24 protein-coding genes are annotated in these 23,957 nt (G+C 70.8%); 18 read left to right on the forward strand and 6 right to left on the reverse strand.

The genetic code is table 11. The annotated features are described in order from the left end of the window. Positions 1–11: 11 nt before the first annotated feature. Complete coding sequence (locus ASE68_RS16095; RefSeq protein WP_055862018.1) at positions 12–1,280, forward strand: sensor histidine kinase; 1,269 nt, start codon at positions 12–14, stop codon at positions 1,278–1,280. Next, a complete protein-coding gene (locus tag ASE68_RS16100; RefSeq protein WP_055862021.1) occupies positions 1,277–1,921 on the forward strand; it encodes a DNA-binding response regulator in 645 nt (214 codons plus the stop codon). The genes ASE68_RS16095 and ASE68_RS16100 overlap by 4 nt, the downstream gene beginning before the upstream one ends. Before the next feature lie 9 nt (positions 1,922–1,930). On the opposite strand, the gene ASE68_RS16105 is transcribed toward ASE68_RS16100, so the two are convergent. Beyond that, positions 1,931–2,875: an SDR family oxidoreductase gene (locus ASE68_RS16105; protein WP_055862023.1), complete on the reverse strand. Its 945-nt coding sequence runs from the start codon at positions 2,873–2,875 to the stop codon at positions 1,931–1,933. Positions 2,876–3,102: 227 nt separating this feature from the next. Between ASE68_RS16105 and ASE68_RS16110 the strand changes: the two genes are divergently transcribed. After that, positions 3,103–3,945, forward strand: a complete 843-nt coding sequence (locus tag ASE68_RS16110; protein ID WP_055862027.1) for a helix-turn-helix transcriptional regulator — start codon at positions 3,103–3,105, stop codon at positions 3,943–3,945. Positions 3,946–4,233: 288 nt separating this feature from the next. On the opposite strand, the gene ASE68_RS16115 is transcribed toward ASE68_RS16110, so the two are convergent. Further along, on the reverse strand, positions 4,234–4,713 hold the full coding sequence (locus ASE68_RS16115; RefSeq protein ID WP_157421728.1) for a hypothetical protein: 480 nt from the start codon (positions 4,711–4,713) through the stop codon (positions 4,234–4,236). Between the two features lie 335 nt (positions 4,714–5,048). Next, complete coding sequence (locus tag ASE68_RS20340) at positions 5,049–5,633, reverse strand: hypothetical protein (protein WP_157421729.1); 585 nt, start codon at positions 5,631–5,633, stop codon at positions 5,049–5,051. A 233-nt stretch (positions 5,634–5,866) separates the two neighbouring features. On the opposite strand from ASE68_RS20340, the gene ASE68_RS16120 reads away from it, so the two are divergent. From ASE68_RS16120 to ASE68_RS16170, 11 genes are all read left to right on the forward strand, one after another. After that, positions 5,867–6,946: a C-terminal binding protein gene (locus ASE68_RS16120; RefSeq protein WP_055862032.1), complete on the forward strand. Its 1,080-nt coding sequence runs from the start codon at positions 5,867–5,869 to the stop codon at positions 6,944–6,946. Further along, complete coding sequence (locus ASE68_RS16125; RefSeq protein WP_055862037.1) at positions 6,943–7,386, forward strand: cupin domain-containing protein; 444 nt, start codon at positions 6,943–6,945, stop codon at positions 7,384–7,386. The genes ASE68_RS16120 and ASE68_RS16125 overlap by 4 nt, the downstream gene beginning before the upstream one ends. Before the next feature lie 83 nt (positions 7,387–7,469). Then, complete coding sequence (locus ASE68_RS16130; RefSeq protein WP_055862040.1) at positions 7,470–9,239, forward strand: ABC transporter permease subunit; 1,770 nt, start codon at positions 7,470–7,472, stop codon at positions 9,237–9,239. Then, positions 9,236–10,390, forward strand: coding sequence for an ABC transporter ATP-binding protein (locus tag ASE68_RS16135; RefSeq protein ID WP_055862043.1), 1,155 nt, complete (start codon positions 9,236–9,238; stop codon positions 10,388–10,390). Before ASE68_RS16130 ends, ASE68_RS16135 begins: the two co-directional genes overlap by 4 nt. A 92-nt stretch (positions 10,391–10,482) precedes the next feature. After that, positions 10,483–11,580, forward strand: a complete 1,098-nt coding sequence (locus tag ASE68_RS16140; protein WP_055862046.1) for an extracellular solute-binding protein — start codon at positions 10,483–10,485, stop codon at positions 11,578–11,580. Between the two features lie 174 nt (positions 11,581–11,754). After that, on the forward strand, positions 11,755–12,717 hold the full coding sequence (locus tag ASE68_RS16145) for a 2-hydroxyacid dehydrogenase (protein ID WP_055862049.1): 963 nt from the start codon (positions 11,755–11,757) through the stop codon (positions 12,715–12,717). Positions 12,718–12,753: 36 nt separating this feature from the next. After that, positions 12,754–13,587, forward strand: a complete 834-nt coding sequence (gene kduI / locus ASE68_RS16150) for a 5-dehydro-4-deoxy-D-glucuronate isomerase (protein ID WP_055862051.1) — start codon at positions 12,754–12,756, stop codon at positions 13,585–13,587. A 111-nt stretch (positions 13,588–13,698) separates the two neighbouring features. Continuing rightward, positions 13,699–14,505 (forward strand): IclR family transcriptional regulator, encoded by an 807-nt coding sequence (locus ASE68_RS16155; protein WP_055862054.1) that lies wholly within the window; start codon positions 13,699–13,701, stop codon positions 14,503–14,505. Further along, positions 14,502–15,260: an SDR family oxidoreductase gene (locus ASE68_RS16160; RefSeq protein ID WP_055862057.1), complete on the forward strand. Its 759-nt coding sequence runs from the start codon at positions 14,502–14,504 to the stop codon at positions 15,258–15,260. Before ASE68_RS16155 ends, ASE68_RS16160 begins: the two co-directional genes overlap by 4 nt. Positions 15,261–15,352: 92 nt before the next feature. After that, positions 15,353–15,718, forward strand: a complete 366-nt coding sequence (locus ASE68_RS16165; protein ID WP_055862060.1) for a hypothetical protein — start codon at positions 15,353–15,355, stop codon at positions 15,716–15,718. A gap of 150 nt (positions 15,719–15,868) precedes the next feature. Beyond that, complete coding sequence (locus ASE68_RS16170; protein WP_055862064.1) at positions 15,869–16,426, forward strand: methylated-DNA--[protein]-cysteine S-methyltransferase; 558 nt, start codon at positions 15,869–15,871, stop codon at positions 16,424–16,426. Between the two features lie 10 nt (positions 16,427–16,436). On the opposite strand, the gene ASE68_RS16175 is transcribed toward ASE68_RS16170, so the two are convergent. Beyond that, a complete protein-coding gene (locus tag ASE68_RS16175) occupies positions 16,437–16,619 on the reverse strand; it encodes a hypothetical protein (protein ID WP_055862067.1) in 183 nt (60 codons plus the stop codon). Positions 16,620–16,803: 184 nt separating this feature from the next. Further along, positions 16,804–17,109, reverse strand: coding sequence for a hypothetical protein (locus tag ASE68_RS16180; protein ID WP_055862070.1), 306 nt, complete (start codon positions 17,107–17,109; stop codon positions 16,804–16,806). Between the two features lie 312 nt (positions 17,110–17,421). On the opposite strand from ASE68_RS16180, the gene ASE68_RS16185 reads away from it, so the two are divergent. The 3 genes from ASE68_RS16185 to ASE68_RS16195 all read left to right on the forward strand — a co-directional run bounded on the left by ASE68_RS16185 (position 17,422) and on the right by ASE68_RS16195 (position 20,850). Beyond that, positions 17,422–18,822 (forward strand): O-acetylhomoserine aminocarboxypropyltransferase/cysteine synthase family protein, encoded by a 1,401-nt coding sequence (locus ASE68_RS16185; RefSeq protein WP_055862073.1) that lies wholly within the window; start codon positions 17,422–17,424, stop codon positions 18,820–18,822. Continuing rightward, complete coding sequence (locus ASE68_RS16190) at positions 18,819–20,138, forward strand: LLM class flavin-dependent oxidoreductase (protein ID WP_055862076.1); 1,320 nt, start codon at positions 18,819–18,821, stop codon at positions 20,136–20,138. Before ASE68_RS16185 ends, ASE68_RS16190 begins: the two co-directional genes overlap by 4 nt. 61 nt (positions 20,139–20,199) lie before the next feature. Beyond that, complete coding sequence (locus ASE68_RS16195) at positions 20,200–20,850, forward strand: NADPH-dependent F420 reductase (protein ID WP_055862079.1); 651 nt, start codon at positions 20,200–20,202, stop codon at positions 20,848–20,850. Positions 20,851–20,923: 73 nt separating this feature from the next. On the opposite strand, the gene ASE68_RS16200 is transcribed toward ASE68_RS16195, so the two are convergent. Further along, the gene (locus ASE68_RS16200) at positions 20,924–22,075 is read right to left on the reverse strand and encodes an epoxide hydrolase family protein (RefSeq protein WP_055862082.1); all 1,152 of its coding nucleotides are present in this window, start codon (positions 22,073–22,075) and stop codon (positions 20,924–20,926) included. Positions 22,076–22,454: 379 nt separating this feature from the next. Here ASE68_RS16200 and ASE68_RS16205 point away from each other — a divergent pair, with 379 nt between their 5' ends. Next, positions 22,455–23,933, forward strand: coding sequence for a hypothetical protein (locus ASE68_RS16205; protein ID WP_055862085.1), 1,479 nt, complete (start codon positions 22,455–22,457; stop codon positions 23,931–23,933). Positions 23,934–23,957: the final 24 nt, after the last annotated feature.

Consider the following 23,957-nt stretch of genomic DNA (forward strand, 5'->3'; position numbering starts at 1 on the left):
GGCTCTGACCCATGCCTGCCGAACCCGCCCGGAGCGTGCACACCACGTGGCTCTACACGCTCGGGTCGATCGTGTTCTTCATCGGCTTCCTCGACCTGGTCGTGCTGCTGACGATGCTCGAGACGTACCGTGCCACGGGCGACCCGGCATCCGCGGTGCTCGTCCTGCTGACGCTTGTCGCATCCGCGATGCAACTGCGGTACTGCTGGTTCCTCCGCGCCGGGCGGGGCGGCGGGCTGCCGCATCCCGGTTGGACGGCGGCGCTGCTCGTGCCCGCGGCATCCGTCTGGGTGCTCGGCCTGTTCATCCCGGGCACCGAGCTCGCGTCCGCCGTGCCGCTCTGGGCCGCGGCATCCGTCATCGCCTGCCTGCTGCCGACGCCCCGCCGACGTACGCTGCTGCTCGCGAGCATCGGCCTGTACGTCTCGCACCCGATCCTCACCGCGTGGATCACGGGCGTGCCGTTCTCGGTCACCGCCACGTCGGAGCCGTTCGTGCTCAGCCTCTTCTCGGCGATGCTGCCGATCATGCTGCTGTCGAGCCTGTGGTGGTGGGAGGTCGTCGTGCAGCTCGACCGCAACCGCCGCACCGCCGCCGAGCTCGCCGTGACGCAGGAGCGGCTGCGGTTCGCGTCCGACCTGCACGACATCCAGGGGCACCACCTGCAGGTCATCTCGCTCAAGGCCGAGCTCGCCGAGCGGCTGCTCGAGGTCGATCCGGCGGCAGCGCGCGAGCACATCCACGAGACGCGGCTCATCGCGAAGCAGGCCCTTGAAGAGACCCGCTCGCTCGTCGCCGGCTACCGCCAGGTCGCCTTCGATGACGAGCTCGAGAACGCCCGCGAGGTGCTCACGGCGTCGGGCGCATCCTGCGACCTGCGGCTCGGGGCGTTGCCGGCGGATGCCGCCGCGCAGCGCGCGCTCGCGTCGGTCGTGCGCGAGGCGACGACGAACATCCTGCGGCACAGCGAGGCCACGGCGGTGACGATCGAGCTGACGTCGGCGGGCGGGTTCGCCGAGCTGCTGATCGCGAACGACGGGGTGACGGATGCCGCGGCATCCGCTGCGCGTGATGGCGGCGTCGCCGGGGCCGGCGCGAGTTCGGGTGCGGGTGGCGGTAGTGGTGGCCGTGCCGGTGCCGAGGCGCGGGGGTCTGGGCTCGCCGGGCTGCGCGAGCGGCTCGCGGCGGTGGGCGGGGCGCTCGAAACGGTGACGGATGCCGCGCGCGGCCGCTTCGAGCTGCGTGCAACCGTGCCCGTTGGCGAGCGGGTGGCAGCGTGAGCGGGGCCGCCGTCGCCGGCGGGAGCGGTGCGGCACGCGGCATCCGCCTGTTGGTCGCGGATGACGAGCACCTCATTCGCGGCGCCCTCGTCGCGCTGCTGAACCTGGAGCCCGACATCGAGGTCGTCGCGAGTGCCGACAACGGGGTCGCCGCGGTGGAGCAGGCGATCGCCACGAAGCCCGACGTGTGCCTGCTCGACCTCGAGATGCCGGAGGCCGACGGCATCGAGGCGGCGGCGCGCATCCTCGCCGCGGTGCCGACGCGTGTCGTGATCGTGACGCGACATGCACGCCCGGGCGTGCTGCGGCGGGCGCTCGCATCGAAGGTGTCGGGGTTCGTGCCGAAGTCGACCGCCGCCGAGGACTTGGCGCACGTCATCCGCGATGTCGCTGCCGGACGGCGGTACATCGACCCCGAGATCGCGGCGACCGCGCTGACGGCCGAGCGCTGCCCGCTCACCGACCGCGAGCTGGACGCGCTGCGCTACAGCCGGTCGACGATGAGCGTGCAGCAGATCGCCGATCGCCTGCACCTCGCGCAGGGCACGGTGCGCAACTACCTGTCGTCGGCCATGACGAAGCTCGACGCGTCGTCGCGGCATGAGGCGGCCGAGCGGGCGTGGCAGCAGGGCTGGATCTGAGCCACAGCGTCAGCCGACCGCGATGGTTGTCTTCGTCAGCAGCTCGGAGGTCTCCCAGATGCGGCGAGCGTCGTCGGCGCTTCGGAGGCGCGAGTAGAGCTTCTGCTCGGCGGGCGCACCGCCGAGGTGCCCGAGCCCTCGCGGACCGTAGAGCGCGCCGGGCTTCGCGCCGGGGTCGGTGGCGGCCATGAGCGCGGGGAGCCCTGCAGTCTCGACGGTGCCGAGCAGGATGCCGCGCGACGACAGGGCGCTGATGAGCCTGCGGCCCGAGACCTGTTCGCCGCGTCCGAGCTCCGGGCGGGCGGCGAGCAGGTTCGTCGGGGCGACGCCCGGATGCGAGAGGTTGCTCGTGATGCCCCAGCCGTTGGCCGCGCTGCGCCGATCGAGCTCGAGGCCGAAGAGCCCGAACGCGATCTTCGACTGGCTGTAGGCCTTCATGCCGTCGTACGAGCGTTCCCAGTCGAGGTCGTCCCAGTTGATCGCGCCCTGGTTCGCGGCGACGCTGATCTGCGAGGTCACTCGCGCCCGCCCGTCCTTGAGCAGTGGCAGCAGGTGACCGACGAGCGCGAAGTGGCCGAGGTGGTTCGAGCCCCACTGCAGCTCGAAGCCGTCGGCAGTGGTCTGCCGGTCGGGCGGCGTCATCACGCCGGCGTTGTTGATGAGCAGGTGGATCGGGCGATCCTCTGCTCGCAGGGTCTCGCCGAGGGCCGCGACGGACACGAGTGAGGCCAGGTCGAGATCGCGAAGCGAGACATCCGCTCGGGGGTCGGCCTCTCTGATGCGCGTGATCGCGCGCTCGCCCTTGGCGCGGTTGCGCACGGGCATGATCACCTCGGCGCCCGCCGCGGCGAGGCGCGCGGCGATGCCGAGGCCCATGCCGTCGCTGGCGCCGGTGACGACGGCGCGCTTGCCCGTGAGGTCGGGCACCGTGATGTCGAGGTTCTTGCGCGGCATGGGCTGCTCCTGTCGTTGGTCTTGCGTCGTCGTGGGTCGTTGCTTCCACCGTCGTCGATCGGCGCCGAGGTATTCAGGGCCTGCTGATCCCCGGATACGCGATCCGAGGCTTCGGGCTCATCGGGGCGGGTGCTGAGCGGGGCCCGGTGCTGATCGGGGGATCGGCGGGCCGTGGCTGCGCTGCTGCTCACGCGGTAGAAAGGGAGCGGCAGCCGCGAGGGGGACGCATGGAGATCGATCGGGCCGGACTGGCGGGGTTCCTGCGCCGGCGCCGGGAATCGCTCCAACCAGAGGATGTCGGGCTGCCGCGCGGCCAGCGTCGCCGCACGAGCGGGCTGCGGCGCGAGGAGGTCGCCGCGCTCAGCCACATGTCGACGGACTACTACTCGCGCCTCGAGCGGGAGCGCGGGCCGCAACCGTCGGAGCAGATGATCGCGTCGATCGCCCAGGGCCTGCACCTCTCGCTGGCCGAGCGCGACCACCTGTTCCGTCTCGCCGGGCACACCCCGCCGACGCGTGGCGTCGCGAGCGAGCACATCAGCCCGGGCCTGCAGCGCATCTTCGACCGCCTGCAGGACACCCCCGCCGAGATCGTGACCGAGCTGGGGGAGAGCCTGCGGCAGACGCCGCTCGGGGTCGCGCTCACGGGTGACCTGACCTCGTATCGTGGGCCGGCCCGGAGCATCGGCTACCGGTGGTTCACCGATCCGGCCGCGCGGGAACTCTACGCGCCGGAGGACCACGAGTTCCTCTCGCGCCTGTGGGTCTCGGGGCTGCGCGAGGTCGCGACGCTGCGCGGCCAGGGCTCGCGGGCAGCCGAGTATGTCGAGCTGCTGCTCGCGCAGAGCGAGGAGTTCCGTTCGGTGTGGGAGCTGCACGAGGTCGGCGTGCGGCCGCGCGACGTCAAGCACTTCGTGCACCCGGAGCTCGGAACGCTCGAGCTGGCCTGCCAGACGCTGCTCGACCCGGCGCAGTCGCACTCGCTGCTCGTCTATACCGCCGTGCCCGGGAGCGAGAGCGCCGAGAAGCTGGAACTGCTGTCGGTCATCGGAGCGCAGTCGCTGCGCTGAAGCAGGTGTCTCGCGCTCGAGGGCGGTGCCGGGGTGCCGGAGTGCCGGAGTGCCGGAGGTGGGAGCGTCCGAGTGTCGCGGTGCCGGGGTGCCGGGGTGCCGGGCGCTGGAGTGCTGGAGTGCCGGAGGCGTAGGGGCGTGCGAGTGTCGTGGCGCGAGGTAGCAGCGCTTCGCGGTGCTCAGCGTGCGTCGCGATCGCCGGGAGTGGTCATCGCGGCGCCTGTCGACGGGTGAGAGTTACTCCCACAGAAGCGGTTGCAATGTTGCAAAGTTGCGCGAGTCTCCGGGTCAGCAACCCGGATCGCCCGGAGCGGCCGTGCAGTCCCCTCGGGTGAGGACCGTGTCCACCTCGCCGACGAGCACGCGGGTGGGCTCGCTCGCGACGGAGAGCGTTCCGGCGATCGGCTGCCACGCGGATCCGCCGAAGCGGTACTCCGCCGCCAGCGCGACCTCGAGAGTGGCCGTGTACTCACCCGACTCCGCGTAGGCGTGGCTGGTGGCCGTTGTCGTGAACTCCTTCTGGCCGAGCTGCGTCCAGGTCGCGCCGGGGCCAGCGCTCTCGACGGTCGCACCGTCGCTGTGCAGCCAGCGGTAGCCGACCGGCGTGAAGCGCACATCGGCCGGTTGCCCGAGCAGCGTTCCGGGAACCACCTGAGCGGATGCCGCGGCCACGAAGTTCGCCGGAAGCCCGACCACGGCCCACCCGCCGGGTTCCATGCCGTTGCCCGGCGTCGAGGGACGGAACGCGGCGATGTCGCGGAGCGTCACCACCGTGGGCGCGGCGCCAGGTGCCGGAGTCGCGGGCGGACCCGGGGGGATGGGAACCTCGACGCACTCGATGTGCCCGGCCTGGCACACCTCGGTCCACTCGACTGGCTCCCGCTTCGGTTCAGGGCCGGACGAGTCAGCGAAGCCGTCTGAATCTGTCTGTGGAGGTCGGGACTGGTCAGCGCCCGCGATTACGCCAATGAGATCGACGGCATTTCCGTCCGAGCGGGCGGCAACGTCAGGACAACCAATGAACACAGAGGAGGCAGAGCATTCATCCGGTGAACCTGTTGCCACGGAGAAACCGGGCTGGGGGGCGATCGAGAGCACCGCTGTTAGCAGAAGCTCTTGCCAGACCATCTCGTCACCTCATCAACGACCAAGATGTGGGCGTCATTTGCACTTGACACGAGGAATGCCTGAGAGGGGACACGATCCTCTCGGTCGGGCGGTGTTATGTCGTCACCGGCTGCGTTGAGTACTCGTACTCCCGTCACGTCTCGACACATATAAATGGAGACCTCGGCTGAGCCATCGGATTCGTCGCGAGTAGCAATCGAAGTTGTGTCGACCTTGGATGGGCCGTCCACACGGATACCTGATTCCGCGATCGATTCGAATTCTTTATAGAGCTGAGGTGCGTACCGAGCAGTAACGAGCCCCTCAAGGCGGCCTGGATTCGCACCCGCTTCGCGCATGATGGCGTCAGACGCCTCGGCGTACGCCTCGTAGGCGGCCACGGCCGCGGCCAGCGCCTCCTCGTCCGACGCGAAGATGGGCGCGGCGGCGTCGCTCGCTGCAGGCGTCGGCGCGGCGGTGGGTTCGGGGGAGGCGCCGCATCCGCTGAGGGAGATCGCGCACGCGAGCGCAGCAGCAGCGGTGGCAGCGAGCGCGACTCCTCGCGCACGGGGGAAGGGCATGCCCACCACCATAGGCGGGCCCGCCGGCCAGCGATCGCGGCTGTCCACATGCCGATCCGGGTCACCAGGGAAGCGCGGTGGGGAGGGCAGGTGAGCGCGACGCGGGCCGCGAGGCGGCAGCGACGGGGCAGGGGGTGCGGAGGCCCCGGCGCGACCATCCGTCCAACTGACCCTTGCGGCATCCGCGAATCTTGGAATACCATTCCAAAATCGCAACGACGGAGGGTGATCGAGTGTCGACAACGTGGGGAACAGGCGGCGCGCAGGCGCTGCTCGAGGTGCTCGACTCCTCGTACGGCAGCGTCGAGATCGAGGCGGCGGCCGCGGCATCCGCTCAGGTCATGGTGCGCGACGCGCGCAGCGAACTCGGCAGCCTGAACGGCGGCCGGCCCGCCGACGGCGTGCTCGTGCAGTACGCGAACATCACCGGCGACGTCATGGACGCGAATCCCACGTGGAAGGTCATCGGCCGCTACGGCGTGGGCGTCGACACGATCGACCTCGACGCGGCATCCGCCCGAGGCATCGCCGTCGTGAACGTGCCCGACTACTGCGAGGAGGAGGTCGCGACGCACGCCGTCGCCCTCATGCTCGACGCGAACCGCCGCATCACCGCCGCCGACGCGCTCGTGCGCCGCGGCGAATGGGCCGACTGGGCGCAGCTGCGACCGATCCGTCCGCTCTCGACGGCGACCCTCTCGCTCATCGGCGTCGGTCGCATCGGGCGCGAGGTGATCCGCATGATGCGCCCGTTCGTCGGCCGCATCATCGCGCACGACCCGTTCGCCGGCGACCTCGAGGACGTGGAGCTCGTCGACCTCGACACCGCGCTCGCCGAAGGCGACATCGTGAGCCTGCACTGCCCGCTCACCGCCGACACCCACCACCTCGTCGGCGCCGACGCCATCGCCCGCATGAAGCCCACTGCGACGCTCGTCAACGTCTCGCGCGGCGGCCTCGTCGACGGCGTCGCGCTCGCCGCGGCCCTGCAGGGCGAGCGGCTCGCGTTCGCCGCCCTCGACGTGCTCGAGGCCGAACCGCCCGCCGCCGACGACCCCCTGCTCTCGGCGCCAAACACGATCATCACCAACCACCTCGCCTGGTACTCCGAGGCATCCGAGCAGCGCCTGCGCGCCCGTCTCGCGGCACGCTGCGCCGCGGTGCTGCGCGGCCGCGAGATCCCGTCGCTCGTCAACCGCCAGGGGCTTTCGGATGCCGCGGCCTTCGCGCCCGGCGCAGGCGGCCGCCACGCGGCATCCGTCACCACCGCCACCACTGCCACGACCGTCACCCCCACGCTGGAGCACTCATGAGCCTCGCCGCCGACTACTCGCCCGCCGACCTGCGCGACCTCGCGCTCGAGCCCACCGGCGCACCCGCCCGGGTGCTCGCCGGTGACCCGCAGACCGCCGAGCACGTGCTCGTCGCACGCGAGGGCCTCGAGATCGGCGTCTGGGAGGTCACGCCGGGGGAGTTCGCCTCGGCCAAGCACGGCATCGGCGAGGTCATGCAGTTCCTCTCGGGCGAGGGCACGATCACCCACGCCGACGGCTCGGCGACCCGCATCGCGCCCGGCACCGTGGTCGCGCTCGAACCCGGCTGGACCGGCACCTGGCGCGTCACCGCGACCGTGCGCAAGGTCTACACGATCTTCGACGCAGCGGCGCCGGCCGACGTCGACACCGCGGCAGCAGCCGACGCCGACACGCCCGACGCGGCATCCGAAACCCAGCGGAACACCGCCGACATCTGACCGAAATCCGATTTCGGTACGGTGTTTCAAAATCATGACCTCGCACCAGAGCGAACCGAACGAACCGAACGAGAGGAGCTGACATGACCGTGACGACGGACGCCCCGACCCCCACGACCCCCCTGGCGATCAACGCCGCCCCCGTCATCCGGCGACGCATCGGCACCATCGCCGCGCGCGTCGCGCTGCTCGCCCCCGTCGTCGCGATCTACGTGGTCTTCTTCGTCTGGCCGGTCGTCAGCGTGCTGCTGCGCTCGCTGAGCCCCGACGGCAAGTTCGATGCCGCAGCGCCCGTGATCGACTTCTCGAATTACCAGAAGATCTTCGTCGACGACTTCCTGCTGCGCATCGAATGGCGCACCGTGCTGCTCGCGATCAACTCGACGCTGCTCACCGTGCTGCTCGGGTTCCCGACCGCGTACTTCATCTCGCGGCTCCCGAAGCGCACCGCCGGCCTGCTGCTGCTGCTGATCCTCGTGCCGTTCTGGGTCTCGATCGTCGTGCGCCTCTTCGCGGTCACGTCGATCCTCAGCCCCAACGGCATCGTCAACCAGCTGAGCCTCGCGCTCGGGCTCGGCGAGACCTCCCTCCTCTATACCCAGGCCGGCACGCTCGTCGGCACGGTCATGTACCTGCTGCCCTACATGGTGCTCGTGCTCTACGCGGGAATGACCTCGGTCGACGACAACCTCGTGCTCGCCGCCCGCACGCTCGGCGCCTCGTCGGTGCGCACCTTCTTCACCGTCTACCTGCCGATGGTGCGCGGGTCGCTCGTGAGCGGCGCGCTGCTCGTGTTCATCCTCGGGCTCAGCTTCTTCCTCGTGCCGGCGATTCTCGGCGGCCCGCAGGAGCAGACCATCTCGGTCTACATCCAGCAGCAGATCGACGTGTACCAGTGGGGCATCGCGAGCGCGATGGGCATCCTCCTGCTCATCGCCACGATCATCTGCTACGTCGGCGTCGTGAAGGTGGCCGGCAGCTTCCAGCCCGGCGGCATCGGCCCGGCGCAGGCGAAGGGCGTCAGCACGTCGCTGCCGTTCCGCTGGTCGCCGTGGATGGCGGTCTCGGCCGTCGTGAGCGTCATCACGATCGCGTTCCTCGTGATTCCCGTGCTCTTCGTCTTCCCGCTGGCCGTCGGCGAGACCGGCACCGTCGTCTTCCCGCCGCGCGGCTTCACGCTGCGCTGGTTCGGCGAGGTGTTCACCAGCCAGGCGTGGCTCGGCCCGATCTGGCAGAGCATCATCGTGGCGACCGGCACCGCGGTGCTCTCGGTCGGCATGGCACTCATCCTCGCCAGGGTCACGAGCCGCATGACCTCGACCACCTGGAAGGCCGTCATCGGCGGGCTCGCGTTCGCGCCCATCGTGACCCCGGCGATCCTGCTCGCGATCGGCATCTTCGACGTCGAGCTCAAGCTCGGCCTCACCGGCACCGTCATCGGGCTGATCTTCGCCCACACGATCATCGCCGCACCGCTCAGCTATGCGCTCATCGTCGCGGCCATGAGCTCGGCCGACCGCGGCATCGAGGCCGCTGCCTGGACCCTCGGGGCTTCACGGGCGCGAGCCTTCTGGACCATCGTCGTGCGCGGCATCATGCCGAGCGTCATCGGCGCGTTCGCGATCGCGTTCGTCACTTCGTGGGACGAGGTCGTGCTCGCCCTCTTCATCCAGACCGGTCCGACCAAGACCCTGCCCGTCACGATCTACAAGTACCTCGAGAGCGGCATCGTGCCGACGGTGCCCGCCGTGGCCTCGCTGCTCGTGCTCGTCGTCGTGCTCATCGTCGTCGTGCGCAGCATGACGAACCGTGCGACCAGCCGCCGAACCTCGGCCCGACAGGAGAAGCCATGACCCTCTCGACCGCACGCCGCACGCGCGGCGCCGAAACCCCGACCGCCGGCGACCGCCGTGGCGAGGTCGTCGTCTCGGACATCGGCCTCGACTACAACGGCGTGCCGGCCCTCGCCGACACCGACCTGCACGTGCACGCGGGCGAGTTCTTCACGCTGCTCGGCCCCAGCGGCTCGGGCAAGACGACCCTGCTGCGCATCATCGCGGGCCTGCTCGACCCCGCGCGCGGCACCCTGCACATCGACGGCACGGATGTCACGCGCACGCCGACCCAGAAGCGCGACATCGGGTTCGTCTTTCAGAACTACGCCCTGTTCCCGCACCTCACGGTCGCCGAGAACATCGAGTACGGCCTCAAGGTGCGCAAGATCCCTGGCGCGAAGCGTGCGGCACGTGTCGCCGAGATGGTCGACCTCGTGGCGCTCGGCGGCTTCGCCGACCGCTACCCCGCTCAGCTCAGCGGCGGCCAACAGCAGCGCGTCGCCCTCGGCCGCGCCCTCGCGCAGAACCCGCGCGTGCTGCTGCTCGACGAGCCGCTCGGCGCCCTCGACCGCGGACTCCGCGAGGAGCTCGGCGCCGAGGTGCGCCGCATCCAGCAGGAGTCGAACACGACCGCCGTCTACGTCACGCACGACCAGGAGGAGGCGTTCATCCTCTCCGACCGCATGGGCGTCATGCGCGACGGCCGCATCTGCCAGCTCGGCACCCCCGAGCAGCTCTACCGCGAGCCGAAGGACCTCTTCGTCGCGAAGTTCCTCGGCAAGACCAACCTGTTCCCCGGTCAGATCACGGGCCTCGACGGGGCGCGCGCCGCCGTGCGGGTGGGCGGCAACGACCTCGTGGCGCGGGCCAACCCGGCGATCATCGGCGACGACGTCGTGTGCTCGGTGCGACCCGAGCAGCTGATCCTCGGCGCCGCAGGCAGCGGTTCGGCGGTTCCCGCCGGCCTCCAGCGCATCGCCGACGCCGCGATCACCGAGGTGCGCTTCCTCGGCCAGCGCCGCAGCATCCACCTCGACGCCGACGGCATCGCCTGCTCGGTCGACCTCGACCCCGCGGCGCCCGCGCCCGCCATCGGCGACCGCGTCGCGCTGCTCGTGCGGCCAGGCGAGATCGCCCTCGTCGCGGCAGAACCCGCCGCGACCGCCTGAGAACCCGCACCGACCGCACCAGCCTTCACCACCGCACCGCACCGCACAGCCAGAGCACCACCCCCAGCGTCACGAGAAATCTAGGAGCAGCAATGAGAACCATCCGTCGTCACCGCCTCCTGCTCGCAGGAGCCGCGACGATCGCCTCGGCGATCGCCCTCACCTCGTGTTCCTCCGGCGACAGCGCCGCCCCGGCCGAGGACGGCGCCATCAGCGGCGACATCCTCTTCTACGACACCAGCGGCGGCCAGGTCTGGGAGGAGCTGAACTCCACCCTCTTCGCCGACTTCACCGAAGACACGGGCGTCACCGTGACCGACGACTACAACGAGGCCGCGACGAAGTTCTTCGCCGCCTCCGAGGCCGGTCAGGTGCCCTGGAGTCTCGCGTTCCTGCCCACCGTGAACGACGCCGAGAAGGCCGCAGACGACGGATACCTCGCGAAGATCGACACCTCGATCGTGCCCGTCGACAAGCTCGTCGAGGGCACCTACAGCGAGTACGGCATCGAGGTCGGCACGTTCGGCATGGTGCTCACGTGGGACGACGAGGCCTACCCCGACGAGAAGCCGTCGGAGATGGCCGACCTGTGGGACCTCGATACGTTCCCCGGCAAGCGCTGCTTCTTCAACAACCCGCAGTACGGCTGGACCCTCGAGGCAGCCCTGCTCGCCGACGGGGTCGCACCCGACGAGCTCTACCCGCTCGACGTCGACCGCGCGCTCGCGAAGCTCGACGAGATCAAGAGCGACATCACCTGGTGGACCAGCGGCGCCCAGTCGATCGAGTCCTTCGAGAACGGCTCGTGCGACATCGGCATCCTCTGGGCGAACCGCGCGTTCGTCGCGGCCTCCGAGAACGGCTTCCCGGCCTCCATCACGTGGAACCAGGCCGGCTACTCGAACTCGGTCTGGTCGATCCCGGCCAAGGCGCCGAACGCCGCCGCCGCGCAGGAGCTGCTCGCCCACGTCATCGAGAACACCGACGGGCAGATCGCGTTCGCGAGCAAGGTGCCGACGCCGATCCCGGCCTCGGTCATCGGCCTCGAGCCGTCGTCGTTCCCCGACGACGTGCAGCAGTTCCTGCCGATCGGCGACAACGTGACCGACTCCATCAAGCAGGACGTCGGCTACTACTCCGAGAACATCGACGAGGTGCTCGACCAGTTCAACCGCTGGCTGGGCGAGTGATTCGAGCCGAGCGGATGCCGCTGACGGCCGTTCGTCGGCCGCGACATCCGCTCGGCTGAACCCCGTCGCCCTGCGCGACCGCACCACCAGCACCACCGCACCGCCAGCACCGCCCGCACGACCAGCACGACCAGCACCGCCTGAACCACCGCCGGACACGAAGGAGCCGCCCTGATGCGCATCGTCTGCATCGACACCGAAGCCCAGTACCGCGAGATCGTCGATCGCGACGTCGTGGCGCCCCTGCAGGCGCAGGGCCACGAGTTCGCGTGGATCGACGGCGGACGCTTCGATCGCCCCGAGGAGGCCATCGCGGCCGCGCAGGGGTTCGACGCGCTCTACGTCATCGGCGACCAGGGGCCGCTGCCGGCGGGCCTCCTCGAACAGACGCCGAGCCTGAAGCTCGTGAGCTTCGTCGGCACCGGTGCCCGCCGTTTCGTCGACATGGCCGAGGCCGAGCGGGCCGGCGTCGCCGTGACGAACGTGCCCGACTTCGCCAGCCAGAGCGTCGCCGAGCACGCGATCGCGCTGATGTTCGCGGTCGCACGCCGCATCGTCGAGGGCGACGGCATCGTTCGCTCGGGCGGCTGGGCGAAGCACCAGGGCGCGAAGCTCGCCGGCGAGCGCATCGGCGTGATCGGCGCCGGCGCGATCGGCGCCCGCGTCATCCGGCTCGCGAAGGGCCTCGGCATGGAGCCCGTCTACTGGGCTCGCACCGTCGACGCCGACCGCAGTGCCGCCCTCGGCGCCGAGCAGGTGAGCCTCGAGGAGCTCGTCGCGACCTCGCGCGTCGTCTCGGTGCACCTCACGCACTCGCCCGAGACCGACAAGCTCGTGAGCCGCGAGCTGCTCGAGCAGCTGCGCGCCGACGCGATCTTCGTGAACACCGCGCGAGCAGAGGTCGTCGACACTGACGCACTCGACGAGCTGCTCGCCGCCGGCCGCATCTTCGGCGCTGGCATCGACGTCTTCACCGAGGAGCCGCCGAACACCGCCGGCCTCCCGTCGGTCGCGAGCAACGCCGTGCTGACCCCGCACATCGGGTTCCACACGAACGAGGCCGACGACGTGTTCCGCCTCGCCGCCGAGAACATCGTCGCCTTCGCCGCCGGCACGCCGACCAACGTCATCCACTGAGCATCAGCATCACCCACGGAACCAGGAGCACCACGCATGCAGATCCGACACGCCTCACACCCCGCCGACGTCGGCGCGCTGCCCAAGGCGGCCCTTCGCGAGCGATTCGTCGCCGACCAGCTCTTCGTGCCCGGCGAGCAGGTGCTCGTCTACACGCATGAGGACCGCATGGTCATCGGCGGCATCGTGCCGCTCGCGGGTTCGCCGATCGAGCTCACGGCTCCAGCCGAACTCCGCAGCGAGCGCTTCTGCGACCGCCGCGAGCTCGCCGTCGTGCAGATCGGCACCACCGGAACCGTCACGGTCGACGGCGTCGAGTACACGCTCGAGCACCGCGACGTGCTCTACATCGGCCAGGGCTCGCTGAGCGTCACGTTCGCCGCCGGCGCCGGCGGCGACGAGGCCGCGTTCTACCTCGCCTCCGCGCTCTCGTTCAGCGGCTATCCGACGAAGCTCGTGCGCCTGCAGGACTCCCTGACCACGCAGACCGGCGACGCCGCAACGGCCAACCGCCGCACCGTGCACAAGCACATCCACGCCGACGGCGTGCGCAGCGACCAGCTCGTGCTCGGCATCACCTCGCTCGAGCCCGGCAGCGTGTGGAACAGCATGCCGCCGCACACCCACGACCGCCGCACCGAGGTCTACCTCTACTTCGGCCTGCCCGAGGGGCACCGAATTCAGCACGTCATGGGCGAGCCCGACGACACGCGCACCCTCGTGCTCCAGGACCGCGACGCCGTCATCTCGCCGAGCTGGTCGGTGCACTTCGGATCGGGCACGACGAACTACGCGTTCGTCTGGGTCATGGCCGGAGAGAACCAGGCGTTCACCGACATGGACCAGATCCCCGTGACGGCCCTCGCCTGACCGAGGCGGCCCGCCACGGGCTGCCACGGCCCACCGGGCTGCCGCTAGCGTAGGGGCACCACCCACCTGCGACATCCGCCCGACTTCACCACTCATCGAAAGGGACGCCCGATGGTCGACACGTCGGAGAGCCGGCGCGACGCCGGAGCCACGGCCGGCACGCAGAGCGTGGATCGTGCACTCCAGGTGCTGCTGCAGATCGCCGAGAGCCCGCCGCCCGGGCTCACGCTCGCGGCGTGCAGCTCGATCCTCGGGTACTCCAAGCCGACGACGCTGCGCATCCTGCGCACGCTCGAGGCGCGGCAGTTCCTGCGCTACGACGAGGAGCTCGGCGTCTACACGCTCGGCGTCGCCAACGTGCAGCTCGGCTCCGAGTACCTCGACCGCCTCGACCTGCGCGCGGCGGCGCTGCCGTCGATGCGCTCGCTCGTCGAGCAGACGCAGGAGACCGCGCACCTCGGCGTGCTGAGCGGAACGGATGTCGTCTACATCGAGCTCGTCGACAGCCCCCACCCCGTGCGCGTGTTCAGCCGCGTCGGCGCCTCGGTGCCGGCGTACGCGACCGCGATCGGCAAGGCGATCCTCGCGTGGACGCCCGACGACACCCGGCTCGCGCACATCTCGCGGCACCTCGAGCCGCGCACCGAGCACACGATCGTCACCGAGGCCGCGCTCGCGAGCGACCTCGTCGCCACCCGCGAGCGCGGCTTTGCGATCGACAACCAGGAGAACCGCGAGGGCATCCGCGGCTTCGCGGCCCCCGTGTTCGACTACGAGGGTCGGGCGATCGCCGCCGTTAGCATCGCCGGGCCCGCGACCCGCGTGCTGCCCGAGTCGGCGAGCGAGCTCGGTGCCCGCATCGTCGACACGGCCGCCGAGATCTCGGCCTCGATGGGGGCGCCGCGGAGGGCGTCGTGAGCGAGGCATCCGGTGTCGCACGGCTCGCCGTCGTCACGGGTGCGAGTCGCGGCATCGGGCGCGCGATCGCCCTACGGTTCGCCCGCGACGGTGCCGACGTCGTGGGCGTCGGCTCGTCGATTGAAGGGCTCGCGGATGTCGCAGCCGAGGTGCGCGCACTCGGCCGCAGCTTCGACGGGCTCGCCGCCGACCTCGCCGATCCGGATGCCGCACTCGACCTCGCGACGCGCATCACCGCCGGCCACGGAACGCCCGACGTGCTGGTGCAGGCCGCCGGCATCAACCGCCGGGCGCCGGCCGCGGAGCATCCGACCGACGACTGGGACGCCGTGCTCGGCGTGAACCTGCGCTCGCCGTTCATCATCGCGCGCGAGCTCGGACGCGGCATGGTCGAGCGCGGCAGCGGCAAGGTCGTGTTCGTGGCCTCGCTGCTGAGCTTCCAGGGCGGGCTCACGGTGCCCGGCTACGCCGCGAGCAAGGGCGGCATCGCGCAGCTCACGAAGGCGCTCGCGAACGAGTGGGCCGCGCACGGGGTGAACGTCAATGCGGTCGCCCCCGGCTACGTGGCGACCGACATGAACGAGGCCCTGCAGGCCGATCCGGTGCGGTTCCGCCAGATCTCGGAGCGGATCCCGGCCGGTCGTTGGGCGACGCCCGACGACATCGCGGGCGCGGCGGCGTTCCTCGCGTCGAGCGATGCCGCGTACGTGCACGGCGTCGTGCTGCCCGTCGACGGGGGATGGCTCGGGCGCTGAGCGTTCGCCTCGGTCGCCTCGGAGCCGGTGTCGGTGATGACGGCGGCCCCGCGGTATCGTCGTCTGGCCACACACCAGAAGGAGCTCCATCCGTGCCCGAACTCATCCTCTCCGGAACCGAACAGCAGACCGTGCCGGTCGTCATCTCGATCGCGCAGGGCCTCGGCTACGAGGCGACGCAGCCGTCGGAGCGCAGCATCAAGCTCGAGCGCGGCAACCTGACGAAGACGCTGCTGCTGGGGGCGATGGCGGGCAAGAACTTCCACATCTCGTTCACCTTCGACATCGGCGTCGACCAGCACGGCAACACCTGGCTGCGCTTCGATCAAGACGGCGCGCTCGGCGCGGTCAAGGGCGGCGCCATCGGCTACGCGAAGAGCAAGAACGCCTACGCCGAGTTCGTCGACGCGATGCGTCGCGAGACCGCTCAGCGCGGGCTCCTGCTCGGCGAGCGGTAGCGCGTCGGGCGGTTCGGCTCGAGGTTCGGCGCCGGAGCGCCGGAGTGCCGCAGCGCTGCAACGCCGGAGTGCCGCGCCCGCCGAGGATGACGTCCGATTCCCGCCGCCCGAAGCGCCCCGGCACGCGGCCGCAGGGGTGATCATGGACTCATGACCCGGCGGCACGCGACCCTCCCGACGGCGCTCGGCGACCTGCTCGTCGTCGTCGAGCACGGCGACGACGGCGGCGGCGACGACGGCAGCGACGACGGCAGCGGCGACGCGCTCGCGGGCATCACGTTCGAGGGGCACTGGCATCCGCTGCCCGCCGACCGCCTCGGAGTCGAGGTCGACGCGGCATCCGACCCGGTCGTGAGCCGCTTCGGCGTCGAACTCGGCGAGTACCTGGCGGGCGAGCGCACGAGCTTCGACCTGCCGCTCGCCCCGGCCGGCGATGCGTTCCAGCACGCCGTGTGGGCCATGCTGCGCGAGATCCCGTTCGGCGAGACCGTCACCTACGGCGAGCTCGCCGTGCGCCTCGGCGACCGCAACCTCGCTCGCCGTGTCGGCAATGCCGTCGGACGCAATCCGCTCAGCATCGTCGTGCCGTGCCACCGCGTGGTCGGCGCCGACGGGTCGCTCACCGGATACGCGGGCGGCCTCGAGCGCAAGCGGTTGCTGCTCGAGCTCGAGGGCGCGCCCGTCGTCGCGCAGTCCCGGCTGTTCTGACGTGCGGCGCCTACTCGCTCTGCGTGTCGCGCACGATGGTCTCGTCGTCTGGCAGCTCGTCGTTCGGCAGGCCCTCGTCGACGGACTGCACCTGCGCGGGCACCTCGACGTCTGACGGCTGGCCGCCGTCGCCGACCTCGGCCTCGGTGTCTTCACCCGTGGCATGCGGCGTGGTGTTCTCGGAATCCTTCATGGTCGCTCCATCCCTCGCCGCGCCGAGCAGCGCGTGGGTCCACTCTGCGGGGTCTGCCAGCGGTTGGCGAGGGCTTGACAGCGCCGCGGCGGCAGCAGGCGATGAGCGGATGCCTCGGCATCCGCTCATCGCACCGATCTCAGGAGCACCGAACACGCGCCGTGAAGCCTCGCCGGTGCGCGGGCTACTTCGACTTCGGCGCCTCCCGATGCGAGCCGCCGCCGAAGTCCGTCTCGGTGTACTCGCCCTTGCCGCCCGCCGGAGGTTCGGCTCCGCCACCGAAGTCCGTCTCGGTGTAGTCGCCCTTGCCGCCCGCCGGCGGTTCGGCTCCGTCGCCGAAGTCCGTCTCGGTGTACTCGCCCTCGCCCTCGGTCGCGGTCGGCTCCGACTGCTCGCCGCCCTCACCGAAGTCGGTCTCGGTGTAGTCGCCGGGCACGCCCTCGGAATCCGCCTCGGAGGAGGAACGCGGGGTGTTCTCGGGATCCTTCATGGTCAGCTCCGTTCTGCGCGCACCGCCCTGTGCGCCCACGCCCACTCTCGCGCTCGGGAGCGTCGACGGCAAGGGTCTCGACAGACGGATGCGAACGGCGGATGCCGCGGCATCCGCTCGCGCGCCAGCTCGACGACCGCCGGCGGTGGGTGAGGCGGTACACGCCGTGGCCGATCCTGAGGCCGAAGCCCGTCGAACCGTGCGGGTGGCGTCGTGCGCTCCGCGCCGGGAATCGTGACGGCGCATGACCGCCGGTGACACCGCGCGTCGCCTCCCATTCGACGCTGGCGAGGACGCGGCTGAAGATGGGGCATGCCATTCCGATCAGCGCTCGACGAGCCGGGCTTCGCCACCCAGCAGGTGCACGCCGGCGAGCACGACGACGCCGCCTTCGGGGCGCGCATCACGCCGATCTACCTGAGCGCCGGCTTCCGCTTCGACGACTTCGCGCAGGCTCGCGACCGGTTCGCGGGCGACGACCAGGGCTACGTCTACACGCGAGCGGGCAACCCGACGAACTCGGCCCTCGAGCGCCGACTCGCCGAGCTCGAGCGCGGGCGCGACGCGGTCGTCGTCGCGAGCGGACAGGCGGCGCTCGCCGTCGCCGTGCTCGCCGTCGCGAAGGCCGGCGACCACGTGCTCTCGGCGCAGAGCGTCTACTCGGGCACGCGCAGCCTCTTCACGCAGGGCTTCGGCCGGTTCGGCATCGAGGTCGAGTTCGTCGACGACGCCCGCGACCTCGACGAGTGGCGCCGCCGCATCCGCCCGAACACCCGCGCCCTCTACGCCGAGTCGATCGCGAACCCCACGAACGACGTCATCGACCTGTCGGGCGTCTCCGAGGTCGCGCAGGCGGCCGGCGTGCCGTTCATCGTCGACAACACGCTCGCGACGCCCTACCTCGTGCGCCCCATCGAGCACGGCGCCGACCTCGTCGTGCACTCGGCGAGCAAGTTCCTCTCGGGCCATGGCGCCGCGCTCGGCGGCGTGGTCGTCGACGCCGGCACGTTCAACTGGTCGGCGACGCCGGGGGCGTTCCCGCACCTGACCGAGCCCGACACCGGGCTGCAGGGCGCGAGCTACCTCGAAGCCCACGGTGCCGGTGCCTACACGGCGTACATCCGCGGCGTCACGGCCGCGCTCTTCGGCCCCGTGCTCTCGCCGTTCAACGCGTTCCTGATCCAGCAGGGCATCGAGACGCTCTCGCTGCGCGTCGGCCGTCAGTCGTCGACGGCCGCCGCCCTCGCGACCTGGCTCGAAGATCAGCCCGAGGTGCTGTCGGTCAACTACGCCGGCCTGCCGTCGAACCCCTCGCACGACCTCGCCGAGCGCTACCTGCCTCGCGGGCAGGGCGCCGTGCTCTCGTTCGTACTCGACGGCGGGGAGGCCTCCGCCGAGGCGTTCTACGACGCGGTCGAGCTGTTCAGCCGCATGAGCCACATCGGCGACACCCGCTCGCTGATCCTGCACCCGGCCACGACCACGCACGCGCACCTCGACGCCGACACCCGCGCCCGCGGGCGCATCTCGGGCGGGCTGCTGCGTCTCTCCGTCGGGCTGGAGGAGCCCGAAGACCTCGTGCGCGACCTCGAGCGCGGCTTCGCGGCCGTGCGTGCGACGGTCCAGCAGCGCCTGCAGGCGGCATCCGCTCTTCCGACTGATGACGTGACGGATGCCGCGACGAACGCACTGCTCGAAGGGAGCACCCTGTGACCCGCCTCCAGCACTTCGGCTGGTTCTTCTCCCGCGGCTTCGGCCCGCAGGGGTGGGGCCACCCGTACTACCGGTGGAACTACCGCTGGACCGAGCCGCACCTCTACCAGCAGTCGGTGCGCGAGCTCGAGCAGGCGGGCCTCGACCTCGTCATCATCGAGGACGCCCTCTCGATCGGCACGCCCGAGACCATCGACCTGCGCGTGCGCCAGGCCTACGGCGGGCCGAAGCACGACCCGGTCGCGTTGACGCCGTTCCTGCTCGCCGCCACCTCGCATCTCGGCATCGCGCCGACGGTGAACGCCGGCGGCTACCCGCCCTACCTCGCGGCGCGCCACTTCGCGTCGCTGCACCACCTGAGCGGGCATCGCGTGGGCATCAACGTGGTGACGGATGTCCCGAGCACCCGTCATTTCGCGGTGCCGCCGGTCACCCACGACCAGGCCTACGACCGTGCGAGCGAGTGGCTCGCGGCGGTGCGCGGCCTCTGGCACAGCTGGGACGACGACGCGCTCATCGAGGATGTCGAGACCGGCCGCTTCGCCGACGGCTCGAAGATCCCGCCGTACCGGTTCCAGGGCGAGTACTTCGACGTCGCCGGGCCGCTGAACGCGATCCCGTTCACCGACGGCGACCCGGCGATCGTCTCGCCGGGCGGATCGCCGAAGGGGCTCGCGTTCGCGGGCACCCACTCCGACGTGCAGCTCGCCTACGCACCGCTCGACCTCGACGTCGTGCGCGCCTATCGCCAGAAGATCATCGATGCGGCGCTCGCGCACGGTCGTGCCGCGAACGCGGTCAAGACCCTCTTCGTGTTCAAGCCCGAGATCGTCTCGAGCCAGGAGGAGGTCGATCGCGTCGTGCAGGCGTCGCTCGACCCGAGCGACGACGTCATCGCCGCGATCCTCGAGGGCCAGTCGAGCGACCTCGAGACCGACCTGTCGTTCCAGCCGCTCGACCGGCCGCTCGACACGTCGATCTTCGGGGACCACGTGTCGCAGGGCACGATCAAGGGACTGCTCGGCCGCTTCGACAGCTTCGAGTCGGCCACACTGCGCGAACTCCTCGTGGCCAAGGCCCGCAAGGGGCGAATCAGCGACCACGCCGGATTCGTCGGCACCGCCGAGCAGGTCGCCGACTTCATCGAGGAGTTCGGCGAGGAGGCCGACAACGACGGCTTCATCTTCTCGGGCGACCTGCACCCGGTCACGGTGCACCGCTACCTCGACGAGCTCGTGCCGATCCTGCGTCGGCGCGGCGTGCTGCGCAACGAGTACGGCGGCGGCGGCATCCAGGGCAACCTGCGCGATTTCTAGAAATGTTGCGTAATGCAACGTGATTGGGAATGCCCGTGGCGCGGCATCCGTTGTTCCCGACATGACAACGATCGGAATCATCGGAGCAGGACACATCGGCAGCCAGGTCGCACGCGCGGCGGTGGCGAACGGCTACGAGGTGGTCATCTCCAACTCGCGCGGCCCCGAGACCCTTGCAGAACTCGTCGACGAGCTCGGCCCCAACGCTCGCGCAGCGACCCCCCAGGAGGCGGCCGAGGCGGCTGACTTCGCCGTCGTGACCGTGCCGTTCAAGGCGTACGGCGCCGTGCCGGTCGAGCCGCTCGCCGGCAAGATCGTGATCGACACGAACAACTACTACTGGGAGCGCGACGGCCACGTGCCCGTGCTCGACGAGGGCCGCGACACGGTCAGCGGGCTGCTGCAGAAGCACCTGCCCACGAGCCGCGTCGCCAAGGGCTTCAACCACATCACGGCCGCCGACATCACCGTCGCGGGCTCGCCCGCCGGAACCCCCGGCCGTCGGGCGCTCGCCACGTCGAGCGACCACGACGACGCCGCGCAGATCGTCATCGACCTGTACGACCAGTTCGGCTTCGACACCGTGAACATCGGCCCGCTCGACGAGAGCTGGCGCGTCGAGCGCGACCAGCCCGCCTACGTCGTCGCGCAGAACCGCGACGAGCTCGTCGCCAACCTCGCGAAGGCCGAGCGCGCGAGCATCGCCGCGTAACCGACCAGACCCAGCGGCGGCTCCCGGATGACGGGGGTCGCCGCTCTTGCGTTCCCGGTGAGGTCGCCGCGCCTCAGCCGAGGGCGCCGAGCGACGTCGCGAAGGCGCGCAGGCGCTGCGCCAGGGCGGCGGGCACCTCGGCGGCCGTGAAGTGGCCGCCCTCGTCGAGCCGGCCGAAGTCGCGCAGGTCGACGTAGTGCCGGCGCACGAGGGATTCGGGGTACGCCGACTCGTGCCGCTGGATGTACACGACGGCGGGGACCGCAGCCGGCGGGATCGGGTCGGGCTGGTCGGCGCCCTCGTGGTACGGGCGGAACGACGTGCCGATCGACTGCGTGATCCAGTAGATCATCGCCTCGGTCAGGATGCGCTCGCGCGAGATGCGCCGCTCGACCGCCGAGGGATCGCCGGGGGGCGTGTCGCTCCACTCGACGAGCTTCTCGGCGAGCCAGGCGAGGAGGCCCGCGGGCGAGTCGTTGAGTGCGACCGCGAGCGTGTCGGGCCGGGTCGACTGCACATGGCCGTAGGCGCCGTGCTCCTCGTGGAACGCCGCGATGCCGGCGAAGAACGCGACCTCGTCGGAGTCGGTGAGCGCGGCACGTTCGGCGCTGTTCGGGAAGTGCGCGTGCGTCGCCATGATGCCGGCGACGTGCTCGGGGTAGCTGGCGGCGATGAGGTCGCTGACGTTCGCGGTGACGTCTTCGCCGTAGGTGAAGTACCGCTCGTAGCCGAGCACCTCGGTCATCAGCGCATGCATCGTCGCGGCGATGCGCGTCTCGCTCATGGGCCCGTCGGCGTAGGGCGACGAGAAGGCGAAGCCGGGCAGGCTCGCGACGACGACATCGAAGTCGGGCAGCAGGTCGGCGAAGTCGAGCTGCAGCGCGAAGGTGTGCGGCCAGCCGTGCATCACGAGCACCGCGGGCGCGCCGGGGCGGTCGGATCGCAGGTGCGCGAAATGCAGCGCGGTGTCGCCGATGCGGGCGATGAACTGCGGATGCGCGTTCAGCCACGCCTCGCGGGCACGCCAGTCCCATGCGATCCAACTGTCGACGAGGTCGCGCAGGTAGGCCGCGCTGAGGCCGGACGCCGGCTTGCGCGGGGAATCGGCGAGCAGGCGGCTGCGCTCGAGGCGTGCGCGCAGGTCGTCGAGGACCTCGTCGGCGACGTGCAGCTCGAACGGCTGCACGTCGGACGGCTCCTTTTCGGACCGCCGTGAATCGGTCATGCGGCGAACCTACTCGGCGCCACCGACACGGTGAATGCAGCGCGGCATCCGAAACCGGCAGAGCGGGTTCGCGGATGTCGCGGCTAACCCGCTGAGCGCGTCACCGTCCGGTCGGCACGATCGCGGCTCCGCCGCGCCGAGAATCCCCCCTACTGGGGCCATGGAAGCGCCTTCCTGGGCTGCCGGAGGCGTATAGCTTCGAATGCATACCGACATTCGTTCGTGGCAACGGCGCCGCGAGCGGGACCCGACGTCGGTTCTGCACCCCGTGCCCGACGCGCTGTCCCCACACATGCGCACGAGGCGACCCGGAGGTGCTCGCCATGCCCTCGCGGCACCGCTCCGCCCCCGGCCAATGGGGCGATCGAAGGGAACGCACTTGAAGAAGCTCATCGCGAGCGTCGCCACCACGGCGATGCTGGCCGGAGGCCTGGCCGTGCTGGCCGCCGCCGCGCCGGCCACCGCCGACGTGGCCTCGCCCGTGGCCTCGCCCGCGGCATCCGCCACCTGCGAGGTGCTGACCGTGAACCTCGCGGGCTACGACGTCAGGCCCGCCGTCGGCGAGCCGCAGGTCGAGGTCGCGAACCCCGCCTACGTGCCGGCCGTCGCCGCCGTCGCCGAGGTCAGCCACACGGACTACGAGTACAAGACGCTCGCGGGCCTGTTCCCGGTCAAGTGGACGTACCGCACCGCGCACAAGAACGGCGGCGCGGCGGTGCTCTACGACTGGAAGATCTGGACCGCCACCGGCAAGACCTCGAAGCACGTCGAGGTCGCCGGTGTCGCCGCCGTGCCCGCGGTGGGCACGCCGACCGTGCGAGTCGCGAACCCCGCGTACGTCGCCGCCGACGAGACCCCGAACACCGTCACCGTCACGGTGAACGGCATCGCCGAGGTGAACGCCGCCTTCGGCGAGACCTACACGAAGGCGATCACCTTCGCCGACAAGTCGGTTCGCAACGCCTGGTCGGTCGACGTCACCTCGTGGAATGGCGCTTCGGTGCACCTCGAAGAGGTCTCGACCGCCTGCGTCACGCCGATCGCCCCGACCTGGGTCGACACCTGCGGCCCCGCGAACAACGGCCACTGGGTGCTGCCCGCGGTCGTCGGTTACACCTACGCGGTGACCGACCACTCGACGCTGAACGGCAAGGTCGGCGTCGTCGCCACCCCGCAGGACGGCTACGCGTTCACCACGGGCGCCCGCAAGCAGTGGACCGCGACGCAGAACAACGATCGCTGCGGCCAGACGGTTCCGACCGTCGTGTTCACCGACGAGGTCTGCACCGCGCCCGTCGGCTACGGCCTCGGCACCATCACGCCCGCGAGCCTCGGCATCACGAACCCCGACGGCGTGAAGGTGCTCGTCAAGCGCAAGTCCGACGGCGCGGCCATCACGGCACTGTCGAACCTGACGCCCGGCCACTACGACGTCATCGCGACCGTCAAGAACGAGAGCGCCGACGCGTTCACCACGGTTCCTGCCGGCTGGACCCTCTTCGCCAAGGACGGCGTCACGTTCAAGGTCTCGAAGGGCTTCGACGTGGTCGCTGCGGCACCGTGCGACAAGCCGGTTCCGGTCGCGACCGTCTCGGTCCCGACCGCGAACGACCGGTGCGGCTCCGTGAACGACGGCGTGACCTTCGGCGACTCGACCGGCGGCACGTGGAAGATCGCGAGCAAGGTCGCCGACGCCCCCGACCACGAGGGCACCACGCGCTACCGCGTCGTGTTCACGCCGACCGGTGACCACGTGCTGCCGACCGTGCTGCCCGGCGACGGCTTCGTCGTCGACGGCAAGGCCGTGTGGCTCGTGTACCTCGACAACACGGACTGCGCTGCAGGTCTCGTGGCATAAGGCCTGACGACTCGAATCAGGCGC

This window comes from Agromyces sp. Leaf222 (assembly GCF_001421565.1).
Classification (GTDB): Bacteria; Actinomycetota; Actinomycetes; order Actinomycetales; family Microbacteriaceae; genus Agromyces.